The 16,819-nt window shown below is 55.8% G+C and carries 16 protein-coding genes; 11 read left to right on the plus strand and 5 right to left on the minus strand.

Translation table 11 applies throughout. From position 1 onward, the window contains the following. The first annotated feature begins 9 nt into the window (after window positions 1-9). From ccoO to ccoP, 3 genes are read left to right on the plus strand one after another with little or no spacing between them, the layout of a single operon-like run. Window positions 10-741, plus strand: a complete 732-nt coding sequence (gene ccoO / locus CUC55_RS16115; RefSeq protein WP_067642873.1) for a cytochrome-c oxidase, cbb3-type subunit II — start codon at window positions 10-12, stop codon at window positions 739-741. An 11-nt stretch (window positions 742-752) separates the two neighbouring features. Further along, entirely contained in the window at window positions 753-905 is a 153-nt protein-coding gene (locus tag CUC55_RS16120; protein WP_067642876.1) for a CcoQ/FixQ family Cbb3-type cytochrome c oxidase assembly chaperone, read from the plus strand. A 2-nt stretch (window positions 906-907) separates the two neighbouring features. Next, entirely contained in the window at window positions 908-1,771 is an 864-nt protein-coding gene (gene ccoP / locus CUC55_RS16125) for a cytochrome-c oxidase, cbb3-type subunit III (RefSeq protein ID WP_067642879.1), read from the plus strand. 50 nt (window positions 1,772-1,821) lie between these two features. On the opposite strand, the gene CUC55_RS16130 is transcribed toward ccoP, so the two are convergent. Together CUC55_RS16130 and CUC55_RS16135 are read right to left on the minus strand one after the other, a co-directional pair. Then, on the minus strand, window positions 1,822-2,172 hold the full coding sequence (locus CUC55_RS16130) for a VOC family protein (protein ID WP_067642882.1): 351 nt from the start codon (window positions 2,170-2,172) through the stop codon (window positions 1,822-1,824). Window positions 2,173-2,181: 9 nt separating this feature from the next. Further along, window positions 2,182-2,583, minus strand: coding sequence for an SRPBCC family protein (locus tag CUC55_RS16135; protein WP_067642890.1), 402 nt, complete (start codon window positions 2,581-2,583; stop codon window positions 2,182-2,184). Window positions 2,584-2,697: 114 nt separating this feature from the next. On the opposite strand from CUC55_RS16135, the gene ccoG reads away from it, so the two are divergent. The 5 genes from ccoG (at window position 2,698) to gndA (ending at window position 8,806) form a co-directional block, all read left to right on the plus strand. Further along, window positions 2,698-4,284 (plus strand): cytochrome c oxidase accessory protein CcoG, encoded by a 1,587-nt coding sequence (gene ccoG / locus CUC55_RS16140; RefSeq protein WP_067642893.1) that lies wholly within the window; start codon window positions 2,698-2,700, stop codon window positions 4,282-4,284. Next, complete coding sequence (locus tag CUC55_RS16145; protein WP_103088510.1) at window positions 4,281-4,781, plus strand: FixH family protein; 501 nt, start codon at window positions 4,281-4,283, stop codon at window positions 4,779-4,781. The genes ccoG and CUC55_RS16145 overlap by 4 nt, the downstream gene beginning before the upstream one ends. Then, window positions 4,778-7,075, plus strand: a complete 2,298-nt coding sequence (locus CUC55_RS16150) for a cation-translocating P-type ATPase (RefSeq protein ID WP_103088511.1) — start codon at window positions 4,778-4,780, stop codon at window positions 7,073-7,075. Before CUC55_RS16145 ends, CUC55_RS16150 begins: the two co-directional genes overlap by 4 nt. Next, on the plus strand, window positions 7,072-7,248 hold the full coding sequence (ccoS, locus tag CUC55_RS16155) for a cbb3-type cytochrome oxidase assembly protein CcoS (protein WP_067642901.1): 177 nt from the start codon (window positions 7,072-7,074) through the stop codon (window positions 7,246-7,248). Before CUC55_RS16150 ends, ccoS begins: the two co-directional genes overlap by 4 nt. Window positions 7,249-7,375: 127 nt before the next feature. After that, window positions 7,376-8,806: an NADP-dependent phosphogluconate dehydrogenase gene (gndA, locus tag CUC55_RS16160; RefSeq protein WP_103088512.1), complete on the plus strand. Its 1,431-nt coding sequence runs from the start codon at window positions 7,376-7,378 to the stop codon at window positions 8,804-8,806. A gap of 38 nt (window positions 8,807-8,844) precedes the next feature. On the opposite strand, the gene CUC55_RS16165 is transcribed toward gndA, so the two are convergent. Then, a complete protein-coding gene (locus tag CUC55_RS16165) occupies window positions 8,845-9,906 on the minus strand; it encodes a LacI family transcriptional regulator (protein WP_103088513.1) in 1,062 nt (353 codons plus the stop codon). Between the two features lie 419 nt (window positions 9,907-10,325). Here CUC55_RS16165 and CUC55_RS16170 point away from each other — a divergent pair, with 419 nt between their 5' ends. From CUC55_RS16170 to CUC55_RS16180, 3 genes are all read left to right on the plus strand, one after another. Next, window positions 10,326-12,782 carry a beta-mannosidase gene (locus CUC55_RS16170; protein WP_103088765.1) on the plus strand — a complete coding sequence of 819 codons (2,457 nt, stop codon included), beginning with the start codon at window positions 10,326-10,328 and terminating at the stop codon, window positions 12,780-12,782. A 90-nt stretch (window positions 12,783-12,872) separates the two neighbouring features. Next, the gene (gene mgrA, locus CUC55_RS16175; RefSeq protein ID WP_067642913.1) at window positions 12,873-13,907 is read left to right on the plus strand and encodes an L-glyceraldehyde 3-phosphate reductase; all 1,035 of its coding nucleotides are present in this window, start codon (window positions 12,873-12,875) and stop codon (window positions 13,905-13,907) included. Window positions 13,908-14,083: 176 nt separating this feature from the next. Continuing rightward, complete coding sequence (locus tag CUC55_RS16180; protein ID WP_067642916.1) at window positions 14,084-14,410, plus strand: RcnB family protein; 327 nt, start codon at window positions 14,084-14,086, stop codon at window positions 14,408-14,410. 107 nt (window positions 14,411-14,517) lie between these two features. Here the strand turns inward: CUC55_RS16180 and zigA are convergent, their stop codons facing one another. Both zigA and znuA read right to left on the minus strand, forming a co-directional pair. Then, entirely contained in the window at window positions 14,518-15,723 is a 1,206-nt protein-coding gene (gene zigA, locus CUC55_RS16185; RefSeq protein ID WP_067642919.1) for a zinc metallochaperone GTPase ZigA, read from the minus strand. Window positions 15,724-15,803: 80 nt separating this feature from the next. After that, window positions 15,804-16,814 carry a zinc ABC transporter substrate-binding protein ZnuA gene (gene znuA / locus CUC55_RS16190; RefSeq protein WP_103088514.1) on the minus strand — a complete coding sequence of 337 codons (1,011 nt, stop codon included), beginning with the start codon at window positions 16,812-16,814 and terminating at the stop codon, window positions 15,804-15,806. Window positions 16,815-16,819: the final 5 nt, after the last annotated feature.

The following is a 16,819-nucleotide window of genomic DNA, read 5'->3' on the forward strand; positions in this document are numbered from 1 at the left end:
GTTTCAACGATGTCTATTCTCGACAAACACGGCGTCATCGAACGAAACGCGACCTTGTTGCTCGTCGGTTCGCTAGCGGTGGTTTCGATCGGCGGTATTGTGGAAATCGCACCGCTTTTCTACCTCGAAAATACCATCGAGAAGGTGGAGGGTATGCGGCCATATTCGCCCTTGGAACTGGCGGGGCGCAACATTTATCTCCGCGAAGGCTGTTACGTCTGCCACAGCCAGATGATCCGCCCGTTCCGTGACGAAGTGGAGCGCTATGGTCACTACAGCCTGGCCGCAGAAAGCATGTACGACCATCCATTCCAGTGGGGATCGAAACGCACAGGGCCAGACCTTGCGCGTGTGGGTGGACGTTACTCCAACGAGTGGCACGTCCAGCATCTCATTGAACCGCGCGACGTCGTTCCGGAATCCGTGATGCCCAGCTATTCATTCCTTAAGACGACGCCACTCAAGGTGACGGACATCTCCATGGATCTGAAGGCCAACCGCATGGTCGGCGTTCCCTATAGCGACGAGATGATCGAAAACGCGGCAGCGGACTTGAACGCACAAGCCGACCCCAATGCCGATACGACGGGGCTGGAGGCGCGCTATCCGAAGGCCAAGATCGGTGATTTCGACGGCGACCAGTCCAAGGTCACCGAAATGGATGCGCTGGTCGCCTATCTGCAAATGCTCGGCACGCTGGTCGATTTCTCGACCTATGACGATGCCGCCGGATATCGGTGAGGAGAAACGCCATGGAAACCTACACGGCCATGCGCCACTTCGCCGACAGCTGGGGCCTGCTTGTTATGACACTTTTCTTCGCAGGCGTCGTCCTCTTCACGCTTCGCCCGGGTTCCAGGAAATCCGCCGATGATGCCGCCCGCATTCCGCTCAGGGAGGACTGATCATGTCCGATAAACACATTGACGACATTAGCGGCGTTGAAACCACCGGTCACGAGTGGGATGGCATTCGAGAACTGAACAACCCCATGCCGCGCTGGTGGGTGTGGACTTTTTACATGACCATCCTCTGGGCTATCGGCTACACGATTGCCTTTCCGGCATGGCCGTTGATATCAGGCAGTACGCAAGGTCTTCTCGGCTGGCATAGCCGCTCAGATTTCGTCGCTGACAGCGAGCACGCCAAGGCTGCGCAAAATGTCTATCTGGACAAAATCGCTTCGTCTTCGCTGGAGAATATTCAAGCGGATAGCGAACTCATGCAGTTGGCAGTGGCTGGCGGCGCTGCCGCCTTCAAAATCAATTGCGTCCAGTGCCACGGCTCTGGTGCGGAAGGCGGCAATGGCTATCCAAATCTCAACGATGACGACTGGTTGTGGGGCGGGACTGCCAACGACATCTACACCACGATCACGCATGGCATCCGGTTTACCGAAGACGCCGACACCCGGATTTCGGAGATGCCGGCCTTTGGTGAAATGCTGAAGAGTAACGAAATCCGCGAGGTTGCTGCCTATGTCGTCAGCCTCACTGGAACCGCGCGTGATGCGTCCATGGTGGAGCCCGGCGCGCGAATTTTCGCGGATAATTGTGCGTCCTGTCACGGCGACGATGCCAAGGGCAACCGCGATATGGGTGCACCAAACCTTGCCGACGCCATCTGGCTGAAGGCGCATGGGGAGGACGGAATTGTCGCGCAGATTCGCATGCCCAAGCACGGCGTCATGCCCGCCTGGGGAGAGCGTCTGAGCGACACGACAGTCAAGCAACTGACGTTGTTCGTTCATTCTCTTGGTGGCGGGGAGTAAAAGCTGCCGCCCGGAAAGCGAGAGGGCCGCGTTTTGCGGTCCTTTCCATTTTACCGATCCGACCAGACAGCAAGTTCGTAACCGTCCGGGTCCGCGAAGTGGAAACGCCGTCCACCGGGAAACTCGAAGACTGGCGTGGTGATCTTGCCACCGGCATTTTCGACGCTGGCCTGCATGGCAGCGATATCATCCGCAAACAGAATGATCAGCGCGCCGCCCTTGGCATTCACTGGCCCTGTCGTCGTGAAACCACCCGTCAGCCTGCCGTCCGAAAACTCGCAATATGCCGGGCCGTAATCCTTGAACGTCCAGCCAAAGGCAGCATTGTAAAAGCTCTTTGTCTTTTCGATATCGCTGACGTTGAACTCAATATAGTCAATATTGCGATTGCGGCCGGTCATCGGAAGTTCCTATTTCTTCTCAAGCATATTTTTGAGCGTGGTCAAATCCGCAAATACCGCAGCGGCATCACGTTCAAAATCCGCATCGCTCATACCCGGCATACGGAGTAGCGTAAATGCGATTTCCGCTCCACCACAATTGGGTGTGACACGTAGCGCATTGTAGACCTCCGTCCCGTCCGGCAGGGTGACGATGTGGTCGATGACGCCGTAGTCATTCTGCTGGGCAAAGCTGACGCGGACGTCGCCAAGCGGGCCGGACGCAATCCATTTATCGCCATCCTGCGTCAAACCGCTGGCAAGACCGGCGGCCCACTGCGGCATTCGTGCAGGGTCAGCTGCAAAGGCGTAGACCTCTTTCCAGGGACGCTCGATCGGAATGTGGACGATGCGGGAAAACATGGTGGTCATTGCGGCCTCCTTATGGTGCGTGGCCTGCGCCACTTTGTCTTGACTTGACCTAAGTCAAGGATGGTTGCCCGGCGAAATGCCAAAAGGCAAGGGTAAGAAACCGGGCCCACGACCATGAACATCTACAACGCTGTCACCAACGGCAACAGCTCAGACACGGTTGAGAGACTGAACGCGGAGCCGGTCAATTCCGCTAAAATCAGACAACCGCTTTACGAATCCCGCAGGAAGATATTTCCCAAGCGCGCCGAAGGCCGGTTCCGGCGCTTCAAATGGATCGTGATGCTGATCACGCTCGGCATCTATTATCTGACGCCGTGGATTCGGTGGGACCGTGGACCTTATGCGCCGGATCAGGCTGTGTTGATCGACATTGCCAACAGGCGCTTCTATTTCTTCTTCATCGAAATCTGGCCGCAGGAATTTTTCTACGTCGCCGGATTGCTTGTTATGGCCGGGTTCGGGCTGTTTCTGCTGACCTCTGCGGTAGGCAGAGCTTGGTGCGGTTATACCTGTCCGCAGACCGTGTGGGTTGACCTGTTTCTGGTGGTCGAACGTTTTATCGAAGGTGATAGAAATGCGCGGATGAAGCTCGATGCCGGTGAATGGACATTCGACAAAATACGCAAACGGGTACTCAAGCATTCCATATGGCTTCTCATCGGCGTTCTAACCGGTGGTGCGTGGATTTTCTACTTCGCCGACGCGCCAACGCTCGCCATGCAGTTTCTGACCGGCGAGGCGGCGATGGTCGCCTATTATACCGTGGCTACGCTGACGGCGACGACCTACGTGCTCGGCGGGCTGATGCGCGAGCAGGTTTGTACTTACATGTGCCCGTGGCCGCGTATTCAGGGTGCCATGCTGGACGAGCATTCGCTGGTCGTGACCTATAATGACTGGCGCGGTGAACGGCGTTCACGCCATGCCAAGAAGGCCATTGCCACTGGGGAACCGGTGGGTGACTGTGTGGATTGCAACGCCTGCGTTGCGGTTTGTCCCATGGGCATTGACATCAGAGACGGCCAGCAGATGGAATGCATTACCTGCGCGCTTTGCATCGATGCCTGCGATAGCGTCATGGACAAGCTTTCCAAGCCGCGCGGCCTGATCGCCTATGCCACGCTGAACGAATACGAAGACAACATGGCGCTTGCCACTGATGGTGATGCGCATGACATCCGCCCCGCCAACGTTCGAAACGCGGATGGAAGCTTCGTCAATGGCATCAGGCACTTCAACTGGCGCATCATTTTTCGCCCGCGCACGGTGTTCTATCTAACGGTCTGGTGCCTCGTCGGCATCGTCATGCTGGTGACGCTGGCAACCAGAGAGCGGCTGTCCGTTAACGTTCTGCATGATCGCAACCCGCAATATGTGATGGAATCGGATGGCGCAATCCGCAACGGCTATACCGTGCGGTTGCTGAACATGATTGCTCAACCTCGGACCATCACCCTTTCTCTCAATGGCTTGCCGAATGCGGTGATGAAGATCAACGGCATCGCGGATGCGCCCGCCCGGTCCTTCAGCATCGAGGTGAAGCCGGATGAGGTGACCAATCTGCGGGTTTTCGTAACGACGCCCAGCGGCACAGCTGCCAGCACAGCCGAAGATTTCATCTTCATAGCGATCGACGACGAATATTCCGAAACCGCGTATTACAAGGCCGTCTTCAACGGGCCGGGAGCAAGGAAATGAGCGCTGAACAACGTAAGAGACAGCACTTTACCTTTACCGGCTGGCACATGCTGGCGATCATGCTGCTGTTCTTTGGCACGGTCATCTCCGTGAATGTGACGATGGCCTGGAACGCCGTAACAAGTTGGAGCGGACTTGTGGTGCCAAACACCTATGTCGCCAGCCAGCAATTCAACGGCAAGGCGGAGGCGGCAAAGGCCCGCGCCGCCACCGGCATCGTCGGTGAGCTTCATATCGATGGAAGCATCATCGAATACGAGGTGTCCCATCCGCAGCGCGGGGGCATCGACACCGATACGGTGACGTTGAACTTCCGCCGTCCGGTGGGGGAGCATCAGGACTTTTCACTTCCTCTCGNAAAACACAGCCCCAACACATTTTCCGCGCGGCACGAGCTGGCCGCAGGCGACTGGATCGTTGAAGCAATCGCCGTNAAGGATGGGGCGATCATCGTGCACGAGGGAAAACGCATCGATATTACCGGAGGTGTGAGATGAGTTGCTGCGCACCTGGCACCGAAATTGCTCTTGAGCAGGCGGGATTGAAGAGAGCATTGCCGTCTTCAGAGGAGTTGATGCTGGCAAGCCGCGATCTTGGGCAGGGGCTGCGGCAAACTGATCTTTCCGTGCCTGGTGTTTACTGCGGCGCCTGCATCACCACGATCGAAAACATGCTGACACGGATGNCCCAGGTGGAGCGCGCCCGCGTCAACCTATCGTCAAAGCGGATTTCCATTGTTTGGATGGAAGAGGTTGCTGGTGTTAGGACGGACCCTGTCGATCTGGCAAAGGCCGTTGCGGCTACGGGGTACGAGGCGCATCTGTTCGGCTCCGGGCTGGAGATATCAGATGACATGCGCAACAAGCTGATCCGCGCCGTTGGCATTACCGGCTTTGCGGCTGTCAACATCATGCTGCTGTCGATTTCGGTCTGGTCCGGGGCCGATGCTGCAACTCGCGACATGTTTCACTGGATTTCTGCGCTGATCGCTGCACCGGCGTTGATTTACGGCGGGCGGTTTTTCTATCGATCTGCCTACAACGCACTGAGGCGCGGTCGCACCAATATGGATGTGCCGATCGCTTTGGCGATTACGTTGTCCTATGGCGTGTCCATTTGGGAAACGATGCACAGCGGCGCCCACGCCTGGTTCGATGCGACTGTCTCGCTGCTGTTTTTCCTGCTGATCGGGCGGGCTTTGGATCATGTCATGCGCGATCGGGCGCGTTCCGCCATATCAGGGTTGGCACGGCTTTCGCCCCGGGGTGCGACCATTCTGCTTGATGATGGCAACCGTGAATACCGAGCCGTCAGCGAAATTACACCCGGTGACCGGGTGGCGATTACAGCGGGCGAGCGGATACCGGTCGATGGCAGGATTGTCAGCGGCAACAGCGATCTGGATGTCTCCATTGCTAATGGTGAAAGCGGGCCGCGTGTGGTGCATGCCGGTGATCTCATCCAGGCCGGGACGCTCAATTTGACAGGGCCGCTGGTGATGGAAGCGACGGCGTTGGCGCGGGACTCTTTCCTATCCGAAATCATCGGGCTTATGGAGGCTGCCGAANGGGGCAGGGCGCGTTATCGCCGTCTGGCTGACAGGGCCGCGCAATATTATTCACCGGTCGTGCATCTGCTGGCGCTGACGTCATTCATTGCCTGGGGCGTCTTGGGTGGTGACTGGAAGCAGGCAATGCTGATTGCGATTGCGGTTCTGATCATCACCTGCCCCTGTGCGCTCGGCATCGCCGTTCCGGTCGTGCAGGTGGTTGCCGCTGGAAGGCTGTTCNAAAACGGTATCATGGTCAAGGACGGCTCAGGGATGGAACGGCTGGCGGAGGCCGATACCGTTCTGTTCGACAAGACCGGTACGCTGACGCTGGGGCAACCACAATTGATGAATGGCGCTTCTATCTCGCTAGAGGCGATGCAAATTGCCGCAAGCATCGCTGCAAATTCACTGCATCCTCTTTCGCAGGCGCTGTTGCGTGAAGTTGGCGGCCCGTTGACGGTCTTCGAAGAGATCGTTGATATCCCGGGTTCGGGCATGGAGGTCAGAACATCGTCCGGCACGTATCGGCTGGGTAACAGGCGTTTTGCTTGCCCAGATGATTCCATCGACACTGAGACGCGGCATTCGGCATCGGAGGTGGTTCTTTCGATCGACGGACGCGAGATCGCACAGTTTCAGTTTGAAGACCGGATTCGTCCCGGCGCGACTGCTGCCATCGCCCAACTCGAGCGTGCTGGTTTCACAATGGAAATCGTCTCTGGCGACCGGCCGCGGGCTGTCGAAGCGGTTGCGCAGCGTGTCGGCATTTCGATGTGGAAAGGTGAGCTGTCACCCGCTGATAAGGCCAATCGTTGCGTAGTCCTTGAAGGCGAAGGTCGGCACGTTTTGATGGTCGGTGACGGCATAAACGATGCGCCCGCGCTCGCGGCTGCCCACGTATCGATGGCGCCCGCGACCGCAGCAGACATTGGGCGGCAGGCGGCGGATTTCGTTTTCATGCGCGATGATCTGCGCGCAGTGTCGTTCGCAATCGATATCTCCAAGAGGGCGGGTAACCTCATCCGCCAGAATTTCGCATTGGCCATCGGCTACAACATCATCGCTGTGCCGATTGCGCTTGCTGGATATGCGACGCCGATGATTGCGGCCATCGCCATGTCGACATCTTCGCTCCTCGTCGTCGCCAATGCTCTGCGTCTCAACGTCTTCGAAAAAACGCCGGATGCCATCGGAGAGACGCCCGTGACCGGACAATCTTCGGGAGTTCGTTTTGCATGAATATGCTGTTCTTCCTCATTCCGGTGGCGCTGTTCCTGGGTGCTCTCGGGCTTTTCGCGTTCATGTGGTCGCTGAAAAACGGACAATATGAAGACATGGACGGGGCGGCATGGCGCGCGCTGGACGATGGAGACGATAAGCCATGCGGTAGGGGGCAAGTGGGTAAAGGCTAGTCTCATGCGTCTGTCGCAAAGCTGAGTTGCGTCATCAAAATTTAATCGTTTCAGATCGCAGCAGCCTTGCCGTTTCCACATTAGAGTGCCACAACATCGCCGTTATAAGCAATTTGGAGATACATCCGTGGAACAGGCAGAAATCGGTTTGATCGGTCTTGGCGTAATGGGTTCGAACCTTGCGCTCAACATCGCGGAAAAAGGCAACAAGATTGCTGTTTTCAACCGAACCCCGGAAGTCACGAAGAAATTCTATGCCGACGCAGGCGAATTGCAGGGCCAGATCATTCCTTGCGAAACCATCGAGGAATTCGTCGCCGCTATCCGCCCGCCGCGCCCGATCATCATCATGATCAAGGCTGGCGATCCGGTCGATCAGCAAATGGAAATTTTGAAGCCTCATCTCGNAAACGGCGACATCATGATCGATGCCGGTAATGCGAATTTCCGCGACACCATCCGCCGTTTCGACAACCTCAAGGACAGCGGCCTGACCTTTATCGGCATGGGCGTTTCCGGCGGTGAAGAAGGTGCGCGCCACGGTCCGTCGATCATGGTTGGTGGTACGGAAGACAGCTGGAAGCGTGTCGAAAAGGTTCTGACATCGATTTCCGCCAAGTACGATAATGAGCCGTGCGTTGCGTGGCTTGGCAATGATGGCGCAGGCCACTTCGTCAAGACAATCCATAACGGCATCGAATATGCCGACATGCAGATGATCGCCGAAATCTACGGCATCCTGCGTGATGGCCTCAATCTTTCCGCGTCTGAAATCGCTGATGTCTTCGCCGAGTGGAACAAGGGTCGCCTCAATTCGTACCTCATTGAAATCACGGAGAAGGTTCTGCGCGCTGCGGACCCGATCACCGGCAAGCCGATGGTCGATCTCATTCTGGACAAGGCTGGCCAGAAGGGCACAGGCAAGTGGTCCGTGATCGAAGCGCAGAATATGGGTGTTGCAGCCACTGCCATCGAGGCCGCCGTTGCCGCACGTATTCTGTCATCGCAGAAAGACGAGCGCGAATCTGCCGNAAAGATTTTCGGTCTGCCAAAGGCGTTGGCAGCACCTGCTGACAAAAAGGCATTCATCGCCGATCTGGAAAATGCGCTTCTGGCGGCAAAGATCGGTGCTTATGCACAGGGCTTTGCTGTGATGTCTGCCGCTTCCAAGGAATTCGGCTGGAACCTGCCGATGCCGACCATCGCCCGCATCTGGCGCGCTGGCTGCATCATTCGCTCACAGTTCCTAGATGAAATCACCTCGGCTTTCACGAAGGATCCGCACGTTGCGAACCTCATTGTGACGCCCGCTTTCTCACAGATGGTGAAGGACACGGACGCACCGCTTCGCCGGGTCGTCTCTCATGCCGTTCTCTCTGGCCTGCCGGTTCCGGCCTTGGCATCCGCTCTTGGCTATTTCGACGCTTACCGCCGCGCCCGTGGCAGCGCCAATCTCATTCAGGCGCAGCGCGACTTCTTCGGCGCGCATGGNTTCGAGCGCATCGACGGTGTGGACAAGCCGCACGGTCCATGGGGCAGTGGCCTGGACATTTTCTGATCCTGACATTGAAAGGCCCGCTTACTGCGGGCCTTTTGTTATTCGCTGAATTTTGGTGCGCGGCTGGACCAGACCGGTTGGCTGAGGCTCTGCAATCCCGCTACCGGNTTTCCATCGATACGCGCCAGTAGCGCCCTTGCCAGTTCGCGACCAGCGAGCTTGATATCTTCGTTCATCGTGTGAATTTCAGGGCGAAGCCAATTGAGGAAATCCGCCGACTGTTTAGATACGACGTCGATGTCCTTGCCAATTTTCTTACCTGTCTCTTCGACGCCTGCGACGAAGGCGATGGTGGAGGTGCCACTGATCGACACCAACCCGTCGGGACAATCTGCTGCACTCATCATCGTCCGGCTGACCTCCTTGATCTGGTCCAAAGGCGTGTCGTTGCTGATGATGCCGTTCAGCGGAAATTCATGGAGACCGAAATCGCGCAGGCCGCGGTCAAAGCCGCGCCGGGCAAAATCGTGATATGAAAATTGTGTCGGTGGTAAAAGGACGGCAATTCTCTTTCGCCCGCATTGTGACAGCCGTCTCACTGCCTCATAGACGTAAGCCTCATTATCNAAATCATGATAGGGATGTTCGATGCCCATGTCGGTGCGCCCATGAGCGGCGAATGGCATGTTGCGTTCGGTCATGAAACGGACCCGTGGATCGTCCGGCTGCATCTTCGAGATAATCACGCCATCGGCAGAGCCCGTGTCCAGAATATAGCGGATCGGGATCATCGGGTCTTTGGCATGGGTGTGGGGCGTAACGACGAGATGGTACTGGGTGCTGGACAGCACCTCGGTAATGCCGAATACCATCTGTGTGGTGAAGCCCATCAACTCTTCATCCACGCTCAAGACCAGCGCGATGACATTCGTCTTGCCGGTGCGCAGACGAACTCCGGCGCGATTTGGCTGGTAGCCGATTTGCTGGGCGACCTTGCGCACTCGCTCCTTCGTGTCGGCGCCGATATCAGGCGCGTCTTTCAAAGCTCGAGAAACTGTGGTTATGCCAAGGCCTGTCATCAAGGCGATTGTCTTGAGCGTTGGCCGCTCATTGCCGGGCAGCGGTTGTCCACCCGGTTCAGTCTCTATGCCATCATTCATGTCGCCACTCGCATTACCTTGCGGGGGACCATGGTAGATTGCNTTTTTGCCATTGCATAGCAAAGACGCCGCCGCCCTCCATGATCGGGCGTTGTGCCAACGGCCATGACAAGGCTTTGAGGAAGGGAATTTCCTTTTTCAAGGATATACTTTACACTAATAAATTNAAATAAATATTTGATATATAATGTTTTTATTCGAATTTAATTTTGTTTTTTGGCGTCTTTCAAACTGATCCATCGACTGTTTTCATTCGCTCGTGACGCCTTGCTATTTTTACAGTAACGTTACCGATGGGAGGACGATCACAGAAAATTCGCAAATTACCTGCTCATTGGGTACGAGGCTGGCTCCCGAATTTCGACTCTGTGTTTCATTATCCTCACATGGTGCATTACGACAATGACAAGGCATGGGACATGACATCTTCTTACGCAAGCGACGTTGCAATCGATCTCTCCGGCATATGGAAACTGTCATCGGCTGAAGGCGATCATCAGGTGCGTATGGATATACCCGGCGATGTGCACACGGCCTTGCGCGATGCTAAGGTCATTCCCGATCCTTATTTCGGGCGCAATGAAAACGATGTGCAATGGGTGGGGCATCGCGACTGGATCATTGAACGCAGTTTTTACGTCGATGAGCCCGATGCTACCTGGTATCTGGACGTCGATTATCTCGATACCGTTGCTGTCGTCTTCCTGAACGATATTCCCGTTCTTTCGGCTGATAATTGTTTCCGACGCTACAGGCCAGATGTTTCCAGCGCCCTGCAGCAGGGTGAAAATACTATTCGCATCCATTTCCATTCCAGCATCAAGGCGGGTGCAGACCGCCAGGCATCGCAACCGTTTTATGTTCCCTACCATCCCGGTAATTCGCCGATCCCGCACGGCAATATGCTGCGCAAGCCGCAATGCCATTTCGGCTGGGATTGGAACATCGCACTGGCACCCCTTGGAATCTACGGCACAATTGCCCTGCGACGTCTGGACGTGGCGCGTATCGACCATGTCAGCACTTCGCAGCATCATGTCGATGGCGGCGTGGAACTGCATGTCGAACTGACGCTTCATGCGGCGCAGCCAGCCAGCGTGCCAACCCATCTGTCGCTGGGCGATGAGCGGCTGCGGCTGGATTGCGGTGTGAGCGCCGGCGACACCGTTATTCGCCACGTCTTCTTCGTGGAAGACCCAAAGCTTTGGTGGCCTGCCGGAAGCGGTGAGCAAGCGCTTTACACGCTGACCGTGGAACTACCGGACGAGACCGTCACCAAGCAGATTGGCTTTCGTAAGGTGGAATTGCTGACGGATAAGGACGAGGCGGGCAGCCGCTTTGCGTTTCGCATCAACGGCCGGGAAATCTTCTGCCGTGGCGCGAACTGGATACCGGCCGATGCTCTGCATTCGCTGACCAGCCGGGAGAAAACCGAGGACCTGTTATCATCTGCTGCTGAAGCCAATATGAATATGATCCGGGTCTGGGGCGGCGGCTTTTACGAGCAGGACTGGTTCTACGATCTTTGCGATCGTTTGGGACTCATGGTCTGGCAGGACTTCATGTTCGCCTGCAATCTATATCCCTGCACAGACGATTTCCTCGACAATGTCGAACACGAGGTCGATTATCAGGTCAGACGCCTGTCGTCGCATCCGTCAATCGTGCTTTGGTGCGGTGACAATGAACTCGTCGGTGCGCTGAACTGGTTCGAGGAATCTCGCGATAACCGTGATCGCTACCTCGTCGCTTACGACCGCCTGAACCGAACCATAGAGCGAGCCTTGAAGAAGGCCGCTCCATCGGCGCTGTGGTGGCCATCCAGCCCGGCGTCCGGTTATCTGGATTACGGCGATGCCTGGCACGCGGATGGTTCCGGAGATATGCATTACTGGTCCGTCTGGCACGAGAACAAATCTTTCGACAATTACCGGGCCGTCAAGCCACGGTTCTGCTCGGAGTTCGGCTTCCAGTCCTATACGTCCATGCCTGTGATCAGGACCTACGCGGACGAAAAGGACATGAATATTTCGTCACCGGTCATCGAGCTTCACCAGAAGAATGCGGGCGGGAATGAACGGATTGCTGGCACGATCTTCCGATACTTCCGCTTCCCGAAAGACTTCGAGAACTTCGTCTATATCAGCCAAGTGCAACAGGCGCTGGCGATTAAGACCGCGGTAGAATATTGGCGGTCGCTCAAACCACATTGTATGGGCACGCTCTATTGGCAGTTGAACGACACATGGCCTGTGGCCTCGTGGTCAAGCCTGGATTATGGCGGTAGTTGGAAAGCCCTGCATTACGCCGCGCGGCANTTTTTCCAGCCCGTTGCAGTTTCGGCCATTCCATCCGAAGGCACCAACGTTGTGCAGTTCTCTACCGTCAACGATACGGCGGAGGAGGTGGAGATCGACATGAACATCTTCGCACTGTTGACGGATGGCACACGCATGCCGCTGAAGTCCGCAAGCGGCGCTTGCGGGCCGGATGCGGCAGTCATCATGGCCGATGTGGATATGGCCCAGCTACCTGACGGTGCGTTGCTGTCGTGGAATTTCATCGCTTCCAATGGCATGACGGGCGAGGGGCACCACGTGGCCGAGACCTACAAGGCGCTCGAGCTGCAACCTCCCGGTCTCGCACACAGTGTCAAAGCGCTGGATGACGGGCAGTTCGAGCTGGAGGTCAGCGCCACCGGGCTTGCTTTGTTCGTGATGGTCGAGGCCGATGTCGCCGGGCGCTATTCAGACAACCTGTTCGATCTGACGGCCGGAGAAACACGACGCATCATCTTCTCGCCGCTAGATAAGACGCTAACATTACCGCCGTCTTTCAAGCTTTTTGATCTGTTTTCGTCTCAGTCGCACGGTTGACGAGACGTTTCATCTCTTTAAGTTCAAACCACCACATCAGAGCCTGCGGAGTTCTTTCTCAGGCAAATAATTGTTTAGGGAGGACTACCCATGGCTTGGCAACCGGCTGAGAACCGTTACGCGTCCATGAAATATAACCATTGCGGCGCATCGGGCCTCAAGCTTCCAGCGATATCGCTGGGACTGTGGCACAATTTCGGAAACGACTTCTCGCACAAGACCAAGCAGGATATTTGCCGAAAGGCCTTTGATCTCGGCATCACCCATTTCGATCTCGCCAATAATTACGGCCCGCCTCCCGGCAGCGCCGAAACAGCCTTCGGTGAAATACTGAGGACCGATTTTGCGGGATACCGTGATGAGTTGGTCATCTCGTCCAAGGCTGGCTACAATATGTGGCCTGGTCCTTACGGTGAGTGGGGAAGCCGCAAATATCTGATCTCTTCCTGCGACCAGAGCCTCAAGCGCATGGGTCTGGATTATGTGGACATTTTCTATTCACACCGCTTCGATCCCGATACGCCATTGGAAGAAACCTGTGGGGCACTCGATCACATCGTTCGCTCGGGCAGGGCGCTGTATGTCGGCATCTCCTCCTATAATTCGCAGCGCACGCGCGAGGCTGCCGCTATCCTGAAAGAGCTGGGAACCCCGTGTATCATTCATCAGCCCAGCTACTCGATGATCAACCGGTGGATTGAGGAAGACGGTCTCGTCGATACATTAGAAGAGCTTGGCATCGGATCAATCGTGTTCTCTCCGCTGGCTCAGGGCATGTTGACGACGAAGTATCTGGGCGGTGTGCCAGACACGAGCCGCGCCAGCCAAGGAAAATCTCTGAACCCTGCGTTCCTCAATGAACGTAACATCGAGAACATCCGTGGGCTGAACGCGATTGCTGAACGCCGTGGCCAGACGTTGGCGCAGATGGCACTTGCCTGGGTGCTGCGCGGTGGGCGAATTACCACGGCGTTGATTGGTGCCAGCCGTCCGGAGCAGGTCGAAGATTGCGTCAAGGCCCTCGATAAGCCCGACTTCACCGTGGAGGAACTGGCAGAAATTGACCGCTTCGCTAAGGATGCGGACATCAATCTATGGGCCAAATCCGCAGAACTTAAAAAATAAAACCACGCCGCCCTGATGTCTATCAGGGCGGCTTTTCGTTGATTGANTTTGAATGTAAACTTTAATTGATCCAGCTAAGCATTAAGAACCATTACAGAATTGTAATTTCAAAGTTCAGTTTCCGTTCATCCGTGTGACGATAATGTCGTGTCATCACTTCACGAAAGGAAGCATCCATGAAAAAGCTCTTCTCCATTCTCATTGCCGCTACCGTTCTCGCAGCCCCTATGGCGCAGGCACAGAGCCGTCATGATGACCGCCCAGGCCACAGAACGATGGAACGAACTGTGACCACCAAGAAGGTGATCATCAAGAAGCATCGCTGGGATCGCGGTCAGCGCCTATCTGCGGCGGAACGTCGTAACATTATCGATCGCCGTGATTATCGCCGCCATAGCCTGAGAGAGCCTGGTAGGGGTCAGCGCTGGGTTCGCGTCAACAATCAGTACCTTCTGATCAACGTTGCTAACGGCATTATCATCGGACTGTCCGGCGCGCGCTAAGCCGTCGTGCGACGTCACCTGCGGTCGTGGATATNCCCCATGGCCGCAGTCTTCGTTTGAGGAGGTATCATCCGTAACATCCGTGCAGTGGAAGTTCGATACCTTTCTCATGCCGCTTTCCAGTTCCAGTCTGGGAACGGATCTTTAAGATGACGCCATGCGGTCGGCGTAAATACCTTTGCGTCGACCAGACATTGATCAAGTGCTGCGCGAAGTTCGTCCTCCTTCATGGGGTCGGCACCGATAAAGACAATTTCCTGCCGCCGGTCTCCCCATACATTATCCATGTAAGGTTGAAGCATCCGCTCGAAACCCGGGTCTTCCGGCCATCGCTGTTTGGGTACGGATGACCACCACAGCCCCATCTTTCCTGTCTTCACCTGCGCGCCGGCCTGGCTTATTTCTCCAACATGGTCGGGTCTCGTGGCCAGCCAGAAAAATCCCTTGGCGCGGATAACCCCGGGCCATTCGCGGTTGATGAAGTCATGAAAGCGTGCAGGATCGAATGGGCGTTTTGCCCTGTAGACGAATGAACGAATGCCGTATTCTTCGGTTTCAGGAATGTGCTGCTTGAAGCCATGCAGTTCCTTGAACCACAGTGGGTGCGTTTCAGCCTCTGCAAAATCAAAAAGACCTGTGCCCAAAACGCGCTTGGGCTCAACCCTGCCGAAGTCCGCTTCGATCATTTTTGCATCCGGATTGAGGCCGATAATGATCTTTCGGGCGGCATCTCGCTCGGTCTCCGTGGCGGTGGAAACCTTGTTCAATATGACGACATTGGCGAACTCGATCTGCTCCACCAGCAAGTCGATCAATGTTCGATTGTCGCCGTCACCCGCTGTCTCGCCACGATCCGCCAGAAAGTCTGCTGAGCCATAATCCTTGAGCAGATTGGCGCAATCAACGACCGTCACCATCGTATCCAGCTTTGCAACGTCAGAGAGGCTGTTTCCGTCTTCATCACGGAAATCGAACGTTGCGGCAACGGGCAGGGGTTCTGCGATGCCTGTGGATTCGATCAGGAGATAATCGAACCTGTCCTGCTCGGCCAATTGCCGAACCTCATTCAGCAGATCGTCCCGCAAAGTGCAGCAGATGCAGCCATTGGTCATTTCCACCAACTGCTCCTGCGTGCGGGAAAGATTGGCGTCACCATCCCTGATCAGCGCGGCGTCGATATTGACCTCGCTCATGTCATTGACGATTACGGCGACGCGAAGCCCTTCGCGATTGCTTAAAATGTGGTTGAGAAGAGTGGTTTTTCCGGCACCAAGAAATCCCGACAAGACAGTTACAGGCAGTTTTCCAGCCATTGTGAAATCCTATTGTAATAGTATTACATTGATAGTTAAAATGAAAGGCGGCAAGCGCCACCTTCCACATCAAGTCCGATTTACGAAAGGCATTCTTTCAAGGATGTGGCGATATTGCGCATCATCTGGAAGTAGAGATCAGGGCCGGCTTTCAGGGTTCCCGCTTCAGGATCAAGTGTGCCGGACTTGGCATTGGTGCCTTCTATGACGACGTTGACAAGCTTCGGCTCGAACTGGGGTTCTGCGAAAACGCATGTGGCGTTCAGCGCTTTCACCTTGGCATGGATTTGCTTGATGCGGTCAGCACCGGGTGTGTTTTCCGGGCTGACGGTTATCGAGCCGGCGGTCTTCACGCCATAGCGATGCTCNAAATACTGATAGGCATCATGGAAGACCACGAAGGGCTTGTCCTTGATCGGCGCCACGGTCGCAACGATTTCCTTGTCGAGAGCGTCGATGTTATCGACCAACTTTTTGGTGTTGTCCTGATAGGTTTGGGCGTTGGCGGGATCGGCCGTCATCAGCGTCTTGCCAATTTCAACGGCCATGGCTTTTGCATTTTCGGGATCAAGCCAAAGATGCATGTCGTACTCACCCTCGTCATGATCGTGGCCGTGTCCGTCGTCGTGCTTATGTTCTGCCTCATGCTTGTGGTCTTCCCCATGCGCATGATCATGACCTGTCTCGTGAGCATGATCGTCGCCTTCGTGCTCGCTGTGGTCATGGGCTTCGAACGGACCGCCCTCCCGGAACTTCAGTTTTTCGATGCCTTTTGCGTCATCCAGTTCCACAACTGTTGCCTTTCCTGCCAGTGACTGAAGCGGNTTTTCGAGAAACTTTTCCAGCCCATCGCCAACCCAGAACACCACGTCGGCGCTTTCGATGGCCTTGGCATTGGAGGGTTTCAGGCTGTAGGTATGAGGGGAGGCGCCGCCATCCACGATCAATGTCGGGTCGCCCACTCCTTGCATGATTGCAGCAACGAGAGAGTGGATGGGCTTGATCGAAACCACCACGTTCGGTGCAGCCATGGCGTTGGAAGACGCGATCATGGCAGCGGAAGCGAGGAGGATGGCGGCGATAGTCTTCATTCGTA

Source organism: Agrobacterium bohemicum (assembly GCF_002896715.1).
GTDB lineage: Bacteria > Pseudomonadota > Alphaproteobacteria > Rhizobiales > Rhizobiaceae > Agrobacterium > Agrobacterium bohemicum.